At 69.2% G+C, this 14,098-nt stretch carries 12 protein-coding genes; 9 read left to right on the top strand and 3 right to left on the bottom strand.

The annotated features are described in order from the left end of the window. Positions 1-81 precede the first annotated feature (81 nt). The 7 genes from OG978_RS17810 to OG978_RS17780 all read left to right on the top strand — a co-directional run bounded on the left by OG978_RS17810 (position 82) and on the right by OG978_RS17780 (position 7,271). Positions 82-729: a histidine phosphatase family protein gene (locus tag OG978_RS17810; RefSeq protein ID WP_326770064.1), complete on the top strand. Its 648-nt coding sequence runs from the start codon at positions 82-84 to the stop codon at positions 727-729. A 364-nt stretch (positions 730-1,093) separates the two neighbouring features. Next, complete coding sequence (locus OG978_RS17805) at positions 1,094-2,344, top strand: hypothetical protein (RefSeq protein ID WP_326766185.1); 1,251 nt, start codon at positions 1,094-1,096, stop codon at positions 2,342-2,344. A 67-nt stretch (positions 2,345-2,411) separates the two neighbouring features. Then, positions 2,412-3,023 (top strand): TlpA family protein disulfide reductase, encoded by a 612-nt coding sequence (locus tag OG978_RS17800; RefSeq protein WP_326766184.1) that lies wholly within the window; start codon positions 2,412-2,414, stop codon positions 3,021-3,023. 4 nt (positions 3,024-3,027) lie between these two features. Next, entirely contained in the window at positions 3,028-3,792 is a 765-nt protein-coding gene (locus tag OG978_RS17795; protein WP_326766183.1) for a cytochrome c biogenesis CcdA family protein, read from the top strand. A 5-nt stretch (positions 3,793-3,797) separates the two neighbouring features. Beyond that, positions 3,798-5,579 carry a cytochrome c biogenesis protein ResB gene (gene resB, locus OG978_RS17790; protein WP_326766182.1) on the top strand — a complete coding sequence of 594 codons (1,782 nt, stop codon included), beginning with the start codon at positions 3,798-3,800 and terminating at the stop codon, positions 5,577-5,579. Next, entirely contained in the window at positions 5,576-6,676 is a 1,101-nt protein-coding gene (ccsB, locus tag OG978_RS17785; protein ID WP_326766181.1) for a c-type cytochrome biogenesis protein CcsB, read from the top strand. The genes resB and ccsB overlap by 4 nt, the downstream gene beginning before the upstream one ends. A 49-nt stretch (positions 6,677-6,725) precedes the next feature. Continuing rightward, positions 6,726-7,271: an SRPBCC domain-containing protein gene (locus OG978_RS17780; protein WP_326766180.1), complete on the top strand. Its 546-nt coding sequence runs from the start codon at positions 6,726-6,728 to the stop codon at positions 7,269-7,271. Positions 7,272-7,278: 7 nt separating this feature from the next. Here OG978_RS17780 and OG978_RS17775 read toward each other — a convergent pair whose 3' ends face one another. The 3 genes from OG978_RS17775 to OG978_RS17765 form a co-directional block, all read right to left on the bottom strand. Beyond that, positions 7,279-8,844 carry a hypothetical protein gene (locus tag OG978_RS17775; protein WP_326766179.1) on the bottom strand — a complete coding sequence of 522 codons (1,566 nt, stop codon included), beginning with the start codon at positions 8,842-8,844 and terminating at the stop codon, positions 7,279-7,281. Continuing rightward, positions 8,837-10,951 (bottom strand): hypothetical protein, encoded by a 2,115-nt coding sequence (locus OG978_RS17770; protein WP_326766178.1) that lies wholly within the window; start codon positions 10,949-10,951, stop codon positions 8,837-8,839. The genes OG978_RS17775 and OG978_RS17770 overlap by 8 nt, the downstream gene beginning before the upstream one ends. Positions 10,952-11,100: 149 nt before the next feature. Then, complete coding sequence (locus tag OG978_RS17765) at positions 11,101-11,496, bottom strand: PLD nuclease N-terminal domain-containing protein (protein ID WP_326766177.1); 396 nt, start codon at positions 11,494-11,496, stop codon at positions 11,101-11,103. 213 nt (positions 11,497-11,709) lie between these two features. Here OG978_RS17765 and OG978_RS17760 point away from each other — a divergent pair, with 213 nt between their 5' ends. Both OG978_RS17760 and mqnP read left to right on the top strand, forming a co-directional pair. Further along, the gene (locus OG978_RS17760; RefSeq protein ID WP_326766176.1) at positions 11,710-13,167 is read left to right on the top strand and encodes a menaquinone biosynthesis decarboxylase; all 1,458 of its coding nucleotides are present in this window, start codon (positions 11,710-11,712) and stop codon (positions 13,165-13,167) included. Next, positions 13,164-14,081: a menaquinone biosynthesis prenyltransferase MqnP gene (mqnP, locus tag OG978_RS17755; RefSeq protein WP_326766175.1), complete on the top strand. Its 918-nt coding sequence runs from the start codon at positions 13,164-13,166 to the stop codon at positions 14,079-14,081. Before OG978_RS17760 ends, mqnP begins: the two co-directional genes overlap by 4 nt. The last annotated feature ends 17 nt before the right edge of the window (positions 14,082-14,098 follow it).

Here is a 14,098-nt window from a genome sequence, read left to right as displayed (position 1 = left end):
AACGGAAGCCGCGAGGACGAGCGAAGCCGCAAGGGCGAGGACGGAGGCCGCAAGGACAAGGACATCACCGTCGTCCATCTGATGCGGCACGGCGAGGTGCACAACCCGGAAGGCGTGCTCTACGGGCGCCGCCCCGGCTACCACCTCTCCGAGCTCGGCCGGCAGATGGCCGACCGGGTCGCCGAGCACCTGGCGGGCCGTGACATCACCCATGTCGTCGCCTCCCCGCTGGAACGCGCCCAGGAGACGGCCACGCCGATCGCCAAGACGCACGACCTGGACCTGGCCACCGACGCGCGGCTCATCGAGGCGGCCAACGTCTTCGAGGGCAAGACCTTCGGCGTCGGTGACGGCGCGCTGCGCAAGCCGGACAACTGGAAGCACCTGACGAACCCGTTCCGGCCGTCGTGGGGCGAGCCGTACATCGAGCAGGTCGTACGGATGATGGGCGCGCTGGACGCCGCGCGGGACGCGGCGCGCGGTCACGAGGCGGTGTGCGTCAGCCACCAGCTGCCGATCTGGATCGTGCGGAGCTTCGTCGAGCGGCGTCGGCTGTGGCACGACCCGCGCAAGCGGCAGTGCACCCTCGCCTCGCTGACCAGCTTCACGTACCAGGGCGACAAGATCGTGTCGGTCGGGTACACGGAGCCGGCGCGGGACCTGGTGCCGGCGCATCTGCGGGCCGGGGCGAAGCCGGTGAAGGGGAAGTCGAAGGCGTTCGGCGCGTAGCCGGCCCACGGGCCGGCGGGGGCCCCGGGCCCGGTCGTCGGGTGCTGGTTTGTCCTTGGCTGAAGTTTTTTGTCCTCAATCGCCGGACGGGCTTGATTTTTCGCCCGTCCGGCGATTTTTCGTCCGCCGGTGATTGGTCGTTCGCCCAGCGATTGGTCGTTCGTCCGGCGATTGCTGTCTTCGACGGCGGTTGAGCGCTGCTCCCGCCTCATGCCACCTGCTAGGTCATGCGTTCGAGCGCGGCTGGGGCCTGGTCCCTCAAAGAATCATGTGTTTATCAGCGGAACCCCCGTGTTGATTCCGCCATCTAAGCGTTCGGCAGTTTGTATGGACTTAAGGCAAAACGACCGCAGATGGGGTAATCATGCGCGACATCAGCCGAAGGGGTCTGCTCGGAGCCGGTCTTGGAGCCGCCGCCGCCATCGGGGTGGCGGGCTGCGGCGCCTTCGGCTCCTCCGATACGGGCCGGTCGGGGACCACGGGGGAGAAGGGTTCCGACGGAAGCACTCGAGGAACCGGGTCCACGGAGAAGGACGTCCGGGAAATCGGGGACGGTTCCACCGCGGACACCGGAAAGCAGCCGCATCAGCCTGCCAAGCCGGTCCCGCTCGAACCCGGGCAGACGCCGCCGCAGTTCGTGATCTTCTCCTGGGACGGGGCGGGCGAGGTCGGCAACGGACTCTTCCCGCGCTTTCTGGAACTCGCCAAGGATCATGACGCGGCGATGACCTTCTTCCTGTCCGGGCTCTATCTGCTGCCCGAGTCGAAGAAGTCCATGTACCGGCCGCCCAACAACCCCATCGGCGCTTCCGACATCGGTTATCTCACCGACGGTCACATCAAGGAGACGCTGAAGAACGTCCGTCAGGCATGGCTCGACGGGCACGAGATCGGAACCCACTTCAACGGGCATTTCTGCAGTGGCTCCGGATCGGTCGCGAACTGGTCGTCCGCGCAGTGGCGGAACGAAATCGATCAAGCGGTCTCCTTCGTCACCGAATGGCGCACGAACACCGGCTGGACCGACCTCGACCCGCTGCCTTTCGACTACCGCAAGGAACTGATCGGCGGCCGCGCCCCCTGTCTGCTCGGCCAGGAAAACCTCCTGCCCACGGCGAGCAAGCTCGGCTGGCGCTACGACGCCAGCTCACCCGGTGGCACCCAGGTCTGGCCCAAGAAGCGGGAGGGTGTCTGGGACCTGCCGCTCCAGGCCATGCCGTTCCCGGGGCACACCTTCGAAGTGCTCTCGATGGACTACAACATCCTCGCCAACCAGTCGCTGAATTCGACCAAGGGCATGCCCTCGCGCTATCCCGAATGGCGCGAGCAGGCCACCCAGTCGTACCTCGCCGGTTTCAACCGTGCGTACTCGACGAATCGCGCGCCCTTCTACATCGGAAACCACTTCGAGGAGTGGAACGGCGGTATCTACATGGACGCCGTCGAGGCGGTGATCAAGAAAATCGCGGGGAAGCCTGATGTGCGCCTCGTCTCCTTCCGGCAGTTCGTCGACTGGCTCGACGTCCAGACTCCGGCCGTGCTCGACAAGCTCTGCACACTGCAGGTCGGACAGTCCCCCGAAGGCGGCTGGAACACCTTCTTTAAACAGGCCTGACAACGGGCTTTACGGGCACCGAGGGGGGTGCCCGAGATCGTCGAAACCGCCATGCGAAACTTTTCACATGAGCTCTGGCCGCGCACCCCGACGCCGCTTCACCCTGCTCGCCGCCCCCGCAGCGGCCGTCGCCCTCGCCCTCACGCTGACCGCGTGCGGCGGGGACGGCAACAAGGCCGGCGGCGGTGGCAATACGAACTTCGTCACGGGCAGTGGCGGCATTTCCACCGTGGACAAGGGCGACCGCAAGGCCGCCCCGAAGCTGGACGGCGAGACCCTCGAAGGCAAGCAGCTCGATGTCGCCGACTACAAGGGCAAGGTCGTCGTACTGAACATGTGGGGCTCGTGGTGCGGGCCCTGCCGCCTTGAGGCCCAGTACTTCTCGCGGGTGGCGAAGGAGACGAAGGACAAGGGCGTCCAGTTCGTCGGGATCAACACGCGGGACGCCAAGAAGGGCCCCGCACTGAGCTTCGAGAAGGACTACGGAGTCCCCTACCCGAGCCTCTACGACCCGACCGGCAAGCTCATGCTCCGCTTCCCCAAGGGCACGCTGCGTCCGCAGGCGATTCCGTCGACCGTGGTGCTGGACCGGGACGGGAAGATCGCCGCCCGCTCCCTGGCCGCGCTCGACTCCGAGAAGCTGCACAAGATGATCGACCCGCTGATCGCGGAGAAGTGATTCCGTGCACACCCTTGCCGCGCTCCAGGGCGAGAACCAGACCATCGTGAACGGGGCGCTGATCGTCGCCCTGCCCGTCGCCGTACTCGCCGGGCTCGTCTCGTTCTTCTCGCCGTGCGTCCTGCCGCTCGTCCCCGGCTACCTCAGTTATGTCACCGGGGTCAGCGGGACGGACCTGGCGCAGGCCCGGCGCGGGCGGATGGTCGCGGGCGCCTCGCTCTTCGTGCTCGGTTTCACCGCCGTGTTCGTCTCCGGCGGCGCGCTCTTCGGCTTCTTCGGCCAGACCCTCCAGGACAACAGCGGGATCCTCACCAAGGTCCTCGGCGTGCTGATGATCCTGATGGGGATCTTCTTCATGGGCCTGATGCCCTGGATGACGCAGCGTGAGTTCCGTATCCACAAGAGACCGGTGACCGGGCTGGCGGGCGCACCCGTGCTGGGCGCCCTCTTCGGGATCGGCTGGACCCCGTGCCTCGGCCCGACGCTCAGTTCGGTGAGCTTCCTCGCGATGGAGCAGGGCACCGCCGGACGCGGGGCGATACTGACCGTCGCGTACTGCCTCGGGCTCGGTCTGCCCTTCGTGCTCGCGGCGGTCGCCTTCCGCAAGGCGCTCGGCGCGTTCGGCTGGGTCAAGCGCCACTACGCGTGGGTCATGCGCATCGGCGGCGTCATGATGATCACGACCGGTCTTCTCCTGCTGACCGGTGTGTGGGGCACGATGATGCAGCAATTGCAGGGCTGGTCCAACGGCTTCACGGTGGGGATCTGAGTTCCATGAGCAACACCAAGTCCAACCCCCCCGCCCCGGAGCGGGAGGCCCGGGACGAGCGGGACCGGGAGAACGCCCGCGAACTGGGTGCGGCCGGCTCCCAGCTCTCCACCGCCCCGCGGGAGGAGAGCGCGGCCGGTCTGCCGGCCATGGGCGTCATCGGCTGGGCCCGCTGGTTCTGGCGGCAGCTCACCTCGATGCGGGTCGCGCTGATCCTGCTCTTCCTGCTGTCGCTCGGCGCCATCCCCGGCTCGCTGATCCCGCAGAACAGCGTGGACGAGCTGAAGGTGGAGTCCTTCAAGAAGGCCCACACCACCGTCTCGCCGATCTACGAGAAGCTCCAGTTCTTCGACGTCTACAGCTCGGTGTGGTTCTCCGCGATCTACATCCTGCTGTTCATCTCGCTCATCGGCTGCATCGTGCCGCGCACCGGCCAGTTCATCGGCCAGCTGCGCAGCCGGCCGCCGGGCGCCCCCAAGCGCCTGACCAGGCTGCCCGCGTACACCACCTGGCGCACCGAGGCCGAGCCCGAGCAGGTCCGAGAGGCCGCGCTCGCGATGATGCGGAAGCGGCGCTACCGCGCACACACCGTGGGCGACGCGGTCGCCGCGGAGAAGGGCTATCTGCGCGAGGCCGGGAACCTGGTCTTCCACATCGCCCTGATCGTGATGCTGGTGTCGTTCGCCTACGGGCAGCTCTTCAAGTCCGAGGGCGGCAAGCTGATCGTCGAGGGCGACGGCTTCGCCAACACGCTCACCCAGTACGACGACTTCAAGTCCGGTTCGCTGTTCGACACCGACTCGCTCGCCCCGTTCAGCTTCAAGCTCGACAAGTTCATCGGCACGTACGAGCGCAGCGGCCCCCAGAGAGGTACGCCCAGGACCTACGAGGCCCATGTGACGTACGAGAAGGGCGCGTACGGCAAGCCGCAGAAGACCGTCATCAGGGTCAACGAGCCCCTCGTCGTCGACGGCACCAAGGTCTATCTCAACGCGCACGGCTACGCGCCGGTCGTCTCCGTCAAGGACGGCAAGGGCAAGGAGGTCTACCGGAGCGCGGTGCCGCTGCTGCCCATCGACAACAACGTCACCTCGTCCGGTGCGATCAAGGTCTTCGACGGCTACCGCGACAAGAACGGCAAGAAGACCCAGCTGGGCTTCCAGGCGTTCTTCGTGCCGACCTTCGCGGGCAACGGCAAGGGCACGATGTTCTCGCAGTTCCCGGCCGCCGACATGCCCGTACTGGCACTCAACGGCTTCCACGGCTACCTCGGCCCCGACTCCGGGCTGGCGCAGAACGTGTACCAGCTGGACAAGTCCAAGATGACGGAGTTCAAGGACGCCGACGGCAAGCAGCTCAAGCAGCGCCTGCTGGTCGGCGAGACGATGAAGCTGCCCGACGGCGCGGGCTCCATCACCTTCGAAGGCCTCCAGGAGTGGGCCAGCTTCCAGATCTCGGAGCAGCCGGCCAGCGGCTGGGCGCTCACCGGAGCCGTCGCCGCGATCGCCGGACTCGCGGGCTCGCTGTTCATCCAGCGGCGCCGGGTCTGGGTGCGGGCGGTCGCCGGTGCGGACGGCGTCACGGTCGTCGAAATGGCGGGTCTCGGCCGCAGCGAGTCCGCGAAGCTTCCCGAGGAGCTGGCCGATCTCGCGGTCACGCTCATCGCCTCGGCGCCCACAGCGCCCGACGCCGATACGGATTCATCCCCTGAATCCGATGAATCCGAACCCGATTCCGACTCCGTCGAAGAATCCTCCGAAGAACCTGCCGAAGGGGCTGAGAAGTGAATCTCGCCGCCGCAACCAACGAGAACCTGGCGCACACCAGCAATGTGCTGATCTATTCGTCGATGGCCGTCTACACCCTGGCCTTCTTCGCCTACATCGCGGAATGGGTGTTCGGCAGCCGCAGCAAGGTCGGCCGCACCGCCGCCGCGCTGACCGGGGCCGGGGCCGGGGCCGAGGGCGCGGGCGCCGCGGGCTCGGTGAAGGTGCAGGTCGCGCAGCAGGGCGGCGGCACCGCCGTGATGGACCGCCCGAAGATCATCACGCGCGCGGCGGCCGGCACCCGCGACGTACCGGACGGGCCCGGCGCGGCCGGCGGCACGTTCAAGGGCGACCTCTACGGGCGCATGGCGGTCTCCATGACCGTGCTCGCCTTCCTCGTCGAGGCCGGCGGAGTCATCGCCCGCGCACTGTCCGTGCAGCGTGCCCCCTGGGGCAACATGTACGAGTTCTCCATCACCTTCTCCACGGTGGCGGTCGGTGCGTACCTGGTCCTCCTCGCGCTGAAGAAGAACGTCCGCTGGATGGGGCTGCTCCTGGTCACCACTGTCCTGCTGGACCTCGGCATCGCGACCACGTGGCTCTACACCGACAGTGACCAGCTGGTGCCCGCGCTGCACTCGTACTGGCTGTGGATCCACGTCTCCACCGCCATCCTGTGCGGCGCCGTCTTCTACATCGGCGGGGTCGGCACCCTGATGTACCTCTTCCGCGACAGCTACGAGAACAAGCTCGCCAAGGGCGTGCAGCCCGGCTCGTTCGCGCAGTCCGTGCTCTCCCGGCTGCCCTCGGCCGCCTCGCTCGACAAGTTCTCGTACCGCATCAACGCCGCCGTCTTCCCGCTGTGGACGTTCACGATCATCGCGGGCGCCATCTGGGCGGGCGACGCCTGGGGCCGCTACTGGGGCTGGGACCCCAAGGAGGTCTGGTCCTTCATCACCTGGGTCGCGTACGCCTGCTACCTGCACGCACGCGCCACCGTCGGCTGGAAGGGCCGCAAGGCCGCCTACCTGGCGCTGATCGCCTTCGGCTGCTGGCTCTTCAACTACTACGGCGTGAACATCTTCGTTACCGGCAAGCACTCCTACGCCGGCGTCTGACCCGGTCCGTACGGGTGCGGATACCGCACCACCGGGCCACGCTGGAACCATGACCGATGCGCCCCCCGTCATCGAGCCCGGCACCAGCGAAGCCCACGGTGACCTGCACACCCTGCGGTTCACGCTACGGCTGCCCCACCCCGTTCCGCGGGTGTGGGCAGCCGTTGCCAGTTCCGGGGGGCTGCGCGGGTGGCTCGCCGCCGCCGACCCCTTCGAACCGCGGATGGGCGGAGCGATCACGCTCCGCTGGCTCAACACCGACCAGGAGGGCCGGGCCACGGTCGCCTCCGGCACCGTCACCGCCTGGGACGTCGAGCGGGTCGCCGAATACACCCTCGAAGGGCTCCGCGGCCGCATCCGCTTCCACCTGGAGCCACCGCGCGGCGACCATGTGCTGCTGCGGTTCACCAATGAGTTCCGGGGCGACGACGAGCTGCGCCTCGACTGTCTGGCGGGCTGGCACGACCACTTCCGCTACCTCGTGGACGCGCTCGACGGATACCCCGCCGACTGGTCGAAGTGGACCCCGGTCCGGTGGGCCGGGCTGCGTGAGGAGTACGTGGCGGCCGATCAGAGGTCGCCCGGCAGCCTCTGAAGCGGCGTCACGGCGCCGAGGACGGCGGCAGGCACTTCGGGTCCGGCGGCGTGCCCTCAGGCCAGGCGATCGCCACGAACCGCTGACTGGCGTCCTCGGGCGCCAGCTCCACCACCGGAACCGCCTTGTTGTACGGGTTGCCGTGGTTGTCCAGACAGATCCAGCCACCGGCCCCCGGCACCTTCAGCGAGCTCTTCACCCGCGGCCACTGCTCGCCCACGTCCGCGACCAGGGGCAGCCGCTTGCCCTCCAGGGTCGCCTGCCGGATGGCGCGCACCGCCAGCGCCATCGCGTCGTGCGCGATGATGACCTGGCCGTCGGTCAGGGCCTCGTGATCCGTCGGACCGATCGGGCCCGCGGGCTTCTTCGACACCGTGGCCAGCAGATCCAGGAAGCTCCGGTAGTCCGCCGGGGAACCGCCCGTCGCCGCCTTGCCCTTCCCCGTTCCCGCCGCCCAGGCGTCCGGGTGCGCCAGCGAGGCGTAGCGGACGGTCACCTTCCGGCGCAGCGCGCCCCGGTCGAGCTTCTTGTCGCTGCCGAGGTACGAGCCCTCGTCACCGGTCAGGATCGTGAACGCGCGGTTCTGGCAGCCGCGGGCTCCGAGCGCGTTGATGAACTGCCGCAGCTGGGTGTGGCGTCCGGCGAAGAACACCGTCTCCGCGTCCGTGTCGCAGATCAGGTGCGTGATCTGCTGGAAGGTGTTGGCCGTGGTGCCCTCGTCGTTGGGGTCGCTGCGCGAGGTGAAAAGCTGCGGTTCGTACCGTGTCCCCTTCACCAGCGCGGTGAAGGCCGCCCGCAGGGTGTCCGTGTAGTGGTCCCCGGTACGGGTGTCCTGCACCAGCAGCGCCTTGTCCTTCTTGACCTGCCCGAAGTGGGCCAGGGCGCGCGCCTCGTCCCGGTTGGTCGGCGACACCCGGGCCAGGCCGGGGAACGGATCACCCTTGGCGCCGTTGGCGATGTCGTCGGCCGTGATCGTGGTGCCGACGACCGCGATGTGCGCGGCGGTCAGTTCCTTGACCGCCGACTTGATCTGCGTACTGCTGGTGGCGACGCCGGAGACGGCCCGCAGATTGTCCGGGGCCCCGGTCATCGTCTTCAGCCGGTCCACCGTCGGCCGCCACAGCAGGTTGTTCTTCCCGGTGTTGGCGAGCACCAGCCGGATCTTCGGCACCTGCTCGTTGGAGAGATGGTTGGCCCGGTACTGCTCGGCGAAGGCGCCCTGCAGCTCGCGCTGCATCTTCGTCTGCATCGCCTCGTCCGTCGACGTCAGCGGCAGCAGCAGCGCGACCGTCGCGTACCGGCCGGGCTTCAGGCCGGCGTTCTCCCGGGCGATGGCCGCGGCGACCTCGGTCAGCTTCGGCCGCCCGAAGTCGTAGCCGTCACCGGAGATGCCTATGCACTCGTCGCTGCCCTGCGGCCGCTCGACCCCCTGCGCGCAGGAGCGGTCCTCGGGGGCGGTCAGCCGGCCGATGCCGTACCAGCCGGACGTGATCACCAGGGCGCCGGCCAGCACCGAGGTGACGACCCTCTGCCGTGTCGTGTACCAGACGTGATAGCGCAGTGGATTACGCATCCGGGCCACCGTTCCCCCGCCGTCGCCCCTGATTGCTTCCGCCCGCGCCCGGTTCTCCCGGTGGCATGGACAGCGGACGCCAGGCCCGGATGTCCCGCGGCCAGTGCGTCGCCGCGTCCCACAGCACGCTGTTGCCCGTCGGGTGCCTGCCGGACAGTTGTCGCAGTTCGTGCGCCATCTTGTCGATCACCTCTTCGTCCGGCAGGGCCAGTGGATCGGACAGCAGCCATATGCCGTGCAGCAGCCGGCGCAGCTGCACATGAAGCTCCGCGGCCGCCGGTTCGAGCCCCCTCGGTGGTGCGTTGTCCACCCGGCCGAGCGCGACCGCGCGCCGCGGATCGGGGCCGACGGACCCCCGCGTACGCGGGTACGGTGCCGAGGCGATGAAGCGCAGCGAGTCGAGCCAGCCCGGCACGTCCGGCTCGTCGAACCGCAGCCGCAGATGCCCCACACACGCCTCCGCGTCGCCCAGCACCAGCTTCTGGTGCAGCAGATGCGGGACGCTCGGGCGGCGGCCGCCGGGGCCGTACGCCCCGCGCAGCGAGACATGGACCGCCTGCCACACCGCGTAGGACGGATGGTCGCCGTCCTGGAACCGCAAGCGGTGCAGCAGCAACGACCGCAGCAGCGGATCAGCGACGAAGTGACCGGGCCCGACCGGCCAGTCGTCCGCCCGCAGCGCATCGCGCATCCGCAGCGCCACATCGCCGTCCGGCGAACCCCTGCCCAGACGGCTCTCCGCCAGCAGCCGCGCCGAGTCCTCCCCGTGCGCCGCGGCCAGCACACCGAGGAAGTCCAGCCGCTGCTCGGGCCCCGGCAGCAACCGCGCCAGCAGCTCGTCGGCCACCTGCGCCGGCGCCCGGTCCTCGCGCACCTCCACCGTGCAGTCCAGCAGCGAACCCGGCACCAGCGAGGCGGGCTCCGGCGCCTCGCCCGCCGCCAGCGCCAGCAGCTCCACCGCCAGCGGACGCCCACCCGTCAGCCGGTGCACACCACGGGCCAGCCCGGCCGGGATACGGCCCGCCCGATCGTGCCGGTCGAACGCCGAGCGCACCTGCTCCGGGTTGAGCGGAGTCAGCTCCACGGCCAGGATCCCGGACGTCACCCCCGTACCCCTGGACCAGTGCGAACCGTGCGCCACCTCCGGCAGCCGCCGGTGCACCGCGTGGCTCAGCCCCTCGTGATCCCGGACCCGTGAGGCGGCGAACACCGCGATCCGGTCACGCACCCCGGCGGCCCGCTGCCGCAGCAGCGGCTCCACCAGCTGCCGGCCCAGCGGCGTGTGCGCGTTGTCGACGAGCAGCACCGGACGGCCCCGGCGGGCGCCCCAGGCCAGGCCCCCGTAGGCCGCGACCAGGTCCGCGGTCAGCGCGAGCACCAGATGGTCCTCGGCCCGGCGGCGCAGATCGCCGCCGCGCTCGAAATCGACCGCCAGCTGCCGCAGCCCGGTCCGGCCGTTGCCGCCCGCGTGCGGATAGCTGCCGTACCAGTCCACCGAACGCCGCTGGAAGCGGCTGAACGATTCCTCCAGGACCGTTTCGACCGTGGCCTCCGCGACCATCCCGGCCAACGGGGCCACCGAGTCGAAGGCGCTGGCGGCCAGCTTCGTCAGCACCTTGGTGACCCAGCCGGTCGCCGCGTCACCGCGGCCGTCGACGGTCGCCAGCATCGGGCCGAGCGACTGCAGGTCCCGCCGGGCCCGCGTCTCGTCCTCGCGGGTCCAGGAGATGGAGGCGACCGCCACGAGCCCGAGGCTCAGCCGGGGGAACTGCACCGGTCGTGCGGCGCGCACCTTCGCCGTCAGCTGGGTGGCGAGCTCCGGCAGCGCCCCGGTGACCGGGGTCCAGCCGGGCCCGGCGTCCTCGGGCGCCACGACGGCCTCGCAGTCGACCAGGGCGACCGGGGTGATCTCCCGGTACAGATGGCGCAGTTGCTTGAGGACGGCCGTCTTTCCCATGCCGCGGCCGCCGGTCAGCACGGCGACCGGTAGATCGTCGCGGTGCTCGTAGTCGACCCGGGCGGAGCCGTACGGAGTGAGGCCGGTCAGGCGCGCCGCAAGTCCGTTGTTGCCGAAAATCGCCTCGCGCCCGTACAGCTCTCTCTCCACAGCGCCCCCAGCGTCGACGACCCATCCGATCTGTCACACCGTCAACACCAGGATATCGCCCGGGTGTTGGAGAGAGGTCAAGAATTTCGAACGATGACCGCGTCGTTCGTGGCTGCCTCGTTCATGTGCCGGGCCCGTGTGTTCGGGAGCTACTCGCCCGAGGGGCTCGGGCTCTCCCCGGTCTCGCGGCGCTTCAGCTCCTCCTCGCGGCGGCGCAGGTCGGCCTCCCAGTCCTTGAGGAGCGACTCGTCCTTCTTGTTCTCGTCCTTCAGCGCCTTCAGGAACTCCGGATTGTCGTCCGGCGCCACCCACTGCGAGCGGTGCTTGCGGTGCCATTCGGACGGCGTACGGCCATCGGCGGGCGCGTGGCGCATCTTGCCCGCGGCCAGCCAGACGATCGGGCCGACGATCCAGAACAGCAGGATGATGAAGACCCAGGCAATCTTCGGCAGGTGCTTGGCCTCGTCCTCGGGGGTGTTCAGGCAGTCGATGAACGCGTAGATCGTCAGCGCCAGAGGCAGGAGATAGATCAGGGCCCGGAACATGATGAAAGGTCCCCCTGCGGAGAGTTGGCGGGGCTTGTCCCGCCCCGGTTCGGGCCCAGAGTAACCGGTGTCGGTGACATACCACGGTGAGCGGGCGGAACCGGCGGCGAGCAGGCCGGGCCGCCGGATTCCCGGTGTGCGGGGGCGGCGGCCGACGGCCGGGGTGGGGGAGCCCCGGCAGCCACGGCAAGCGGGGATGACAAACTGGACGGCATGGCTTACGACGATCTTCGTTCCCTCCTCCGGGCCCTGGAGCGCGAGGGCGAGCTCAAGCGCATCAAGGCCGAGGTCGACCCCTACCTGGAGGTCGGCGAGATCGTCGACCGGGTGAACAAGGCGGGCGGCCCCGCGCTGCTCTTCGAGAACGTCAAGGGGTCCTCGATGCCCCTGGCCATGAACGTCTTCGGGACCGACAAGCGGCTGCTCAAGGCGCTCGGACTGAAGTCGTACGCCGACATCAGCGACAAGATCGGCGGGCTCCTCAAGCCGGAGCTGCCGCACGGCTTCGTCGGGGTGCGGGAGGCCTTCGGCAAGCTCGGCTCGATGGTGCACGTGCCGCCGAAGAAGGTGAAGCAGGAGAGCGCCCCGGTGCAGGAGGTCGTCCTCACCGGCGACGACGTGGACCTGGACCGGCTGCCCGCGCTCTTCACCTGGCCCGAGGACGGCGGCTCCTTCTTCAACCTGGGGCTCACCCACACCAAGCACCCGGAGACCGGCGTACGGAACCTGGGGCTGTACCGGCTCCAGCGTCACGACCGCCGCACCATCGGGATGCACTGGCAGATCCACAAGGACAGCCGCAACCACTACCAGGTCGCCGCCAAGCGCGGCGAGCGGCTGCCGGTCGCCATCGCGTTCGGCGCGCCGCCCGCGGTGACGTACGCCTCCACCGCGCCGCTGCCGGGGGACATCGACGAGTACCTCTTCGCCGGGTTCATCCAGGGCAAGCGGATCGAGATGGTCGACTGCAAGACCGTGCCGCTCCAGGTCCCGGCGCAGGCCGAGGTCGTCATCGAGGGGTGGCTGGAGCCCGGGGAGATGCTTCCCGAGGGGCCGTTCGGCGACCACACCGGCTTCTACACGCCGCAGGAACCGTTCCCCGCGCTGACCATCGACTGCGTGACCATGCGCAAGCGTCCGCTGCTGCAGTCGATCGTGGTGGGCCGGCCGCCGACCGAGGACGGGCCGCTGGGGCGGGCCACCGAGCGGTTCTTCCTGCCGCTCCTCAAGATCATCGTGCCGGACATCGTGGACTACCACCTGCCGGAGGCGGGCGGCTTCCACAACTGCGCGATCGTCTCGATCGACAAGAAGTACCCGAAGCACGCCCAGAAGGTGATGAGCGCCATCTGGGGTGCGCACATGATGTCGCTGACCAAGCTGATCGTGGTCGTGGACTCCGACTGCGACGTCCACGATCTGCACGAGGTGGCCTGGCGGGCGCTCGGCAACACGGACTACGCGCGCGACCTGACGGTCGCCGAGGGGCCCGTCGACCATCTCGACCACGCCTCCTACCAGCAGTTCTGGGGCGGCAAGGCGGGCATCGACGCGACGAAGAAGTGGCCCGAGGAGGGTTACACCCGGGACGGGGGCTGGCCGGACATGGTCGAGTCCGACCCGGAGACGGCGGCGAAGGTCGACCGCCGGTGGAAGGAATACGGACTGTGAGCGCCGCCGAAGCAGCACTGGGCTCAGGGCCCGTACAACCGAACAGCAAGGTCAAGGCGTTCCTGCGGCTCGTGATGATCGAGCACTCGGTCTTCGCGCTGCCCTTCGCGTACATCGCCGCCCTGACCGCGATGTTCCAGGCGGACAAGTCCATCCACTGGGACACCCTGCTGCTCGTCACCATCGCGATGGTGGGGCTGCGGACGTTCGCGATGGCCTGCAACCGGATCATCGACCGGGAGATCGACGCCCGTAACCCGCGCACCGCGAGCCGGGAGCTGGTCACCGGGGCGGTCTCGGTGAGGTCGGCGTGGACGGGGGCGCTCGTCGCCGTCGTCCTCTTCCTCGGCGCGGCCGCGCTGCTGAACCCGCTCTGTCTGGCGCTCGCGCCGGTCGCCGTCGTGCCGATGGTGGTCTATCCGTACGGGAAGCGGTTCACCCACTTCCCGCACGCCATCCTCGGTCTCGCGCAGGCCATAGGGCCGGTCGGTGCCTGGCTGGCGGTGACCGGCAGCTGGTCGTGGGACGCGGTGATCCTCGGTCTCGCGGTCGGGATCTGGATCGGCGGCTTCGACCTGATCTTCGGCTGCCAGGACGTCCAGGCGGACCGGGCGCACGGGGTGCTCTCGGTGCCGGCCCGGTTCGGCATCCCGGCCGCGCTGTGGGGAGCGCGGGTCTGCCATGTGGTGACGACCGGGCTGCTGGTCTGGTTCGGGCTGGCCACGGAGGCCGGGCTGTTCTACTGGATCGGCATGGTGATCGTCGCCGTCGCGTTCGTGTACGAGCACCGGGTGGTGCGGCCGCACGATCTGTCCCGGCTGAACCGGGCGTTCTTCTCGGTCAACGGGTTCATCGGGATCGCGCTCTTCGCGTGCGCGCTGTTGGACCTGCTGGTGCGGGGCCTGACGGCCTGATCCGCCGGACAGGCCCT

The organism is Streptomyces sp. NBC_01591 (genome assembly GCF_035918155.1).
Classification (GTDB): domain Bacteria; phylum Actinomycetota; class Actinomycetes; order Streptomycetales; family Streptomycetaceae; genus Streptomyces.
The sequence above is the reverse complement of the archived record's forward strand: the minus strand, read 5'-3'. Positions and strand labels throughout refer to the sequence as shown.

Coding starts and splice junctions, on each gene's coding strand:
- OG978_RS17810 (WP_326770064.1), top strand. CDS start 82: ATGCGGCACGGCGAGGTGCACAACCCGGAAGGCGTGCTCTACGGGCGC.
- OG978_RS17805 (WP_326766185.1), top strand. CDS start 1,094: ATGCGCGACATCAGCCGAAGGGGTCTGCTCGGAGCCGGTCTTGGAGCC.
- OG978_RS17760 (WP_326766176.1), top strand. CDS start 11,710: ATGGCTTACGACGATCTTCGTTCCCTCCTCCGGGCCCTGGAGCGCGAG.
- resB (WP_326766182.1), top strand. CDS start 3,798: ATGAGCAACACCAAGTCCAACCCCCCCGCCCCGGAGCGGGAGGCCCGG.
- OG978_RS17775 (WP_326766179.1), bottom strand. CDS start 8,844: ATGCGTAATCCACTGCGCTATCACGTCTGGTACACGACACGGCAGAGG.
- OG978_RS17765 (WP_326766177.1), bottom strand. CDS start 11,496: ATGTTCCGGGCCCTGATCTATCTCCTGCCTCTGGCGCTGACGATCTAC.
- OG978_RS17800 (WP_326766184.1), top strand. CDS start 2,412: ATGAGCTCTGGCCGCGCACCCCGACGCCGCTTCACCCTGCTCGCCGCC.
- OG978_RS17780 (WP_326766180.1), top strand. CDS start 6,726: ATGACCGATGCGCCCCCCGTCATCGAGCCCGGCACCAGCGAAGCCCAC.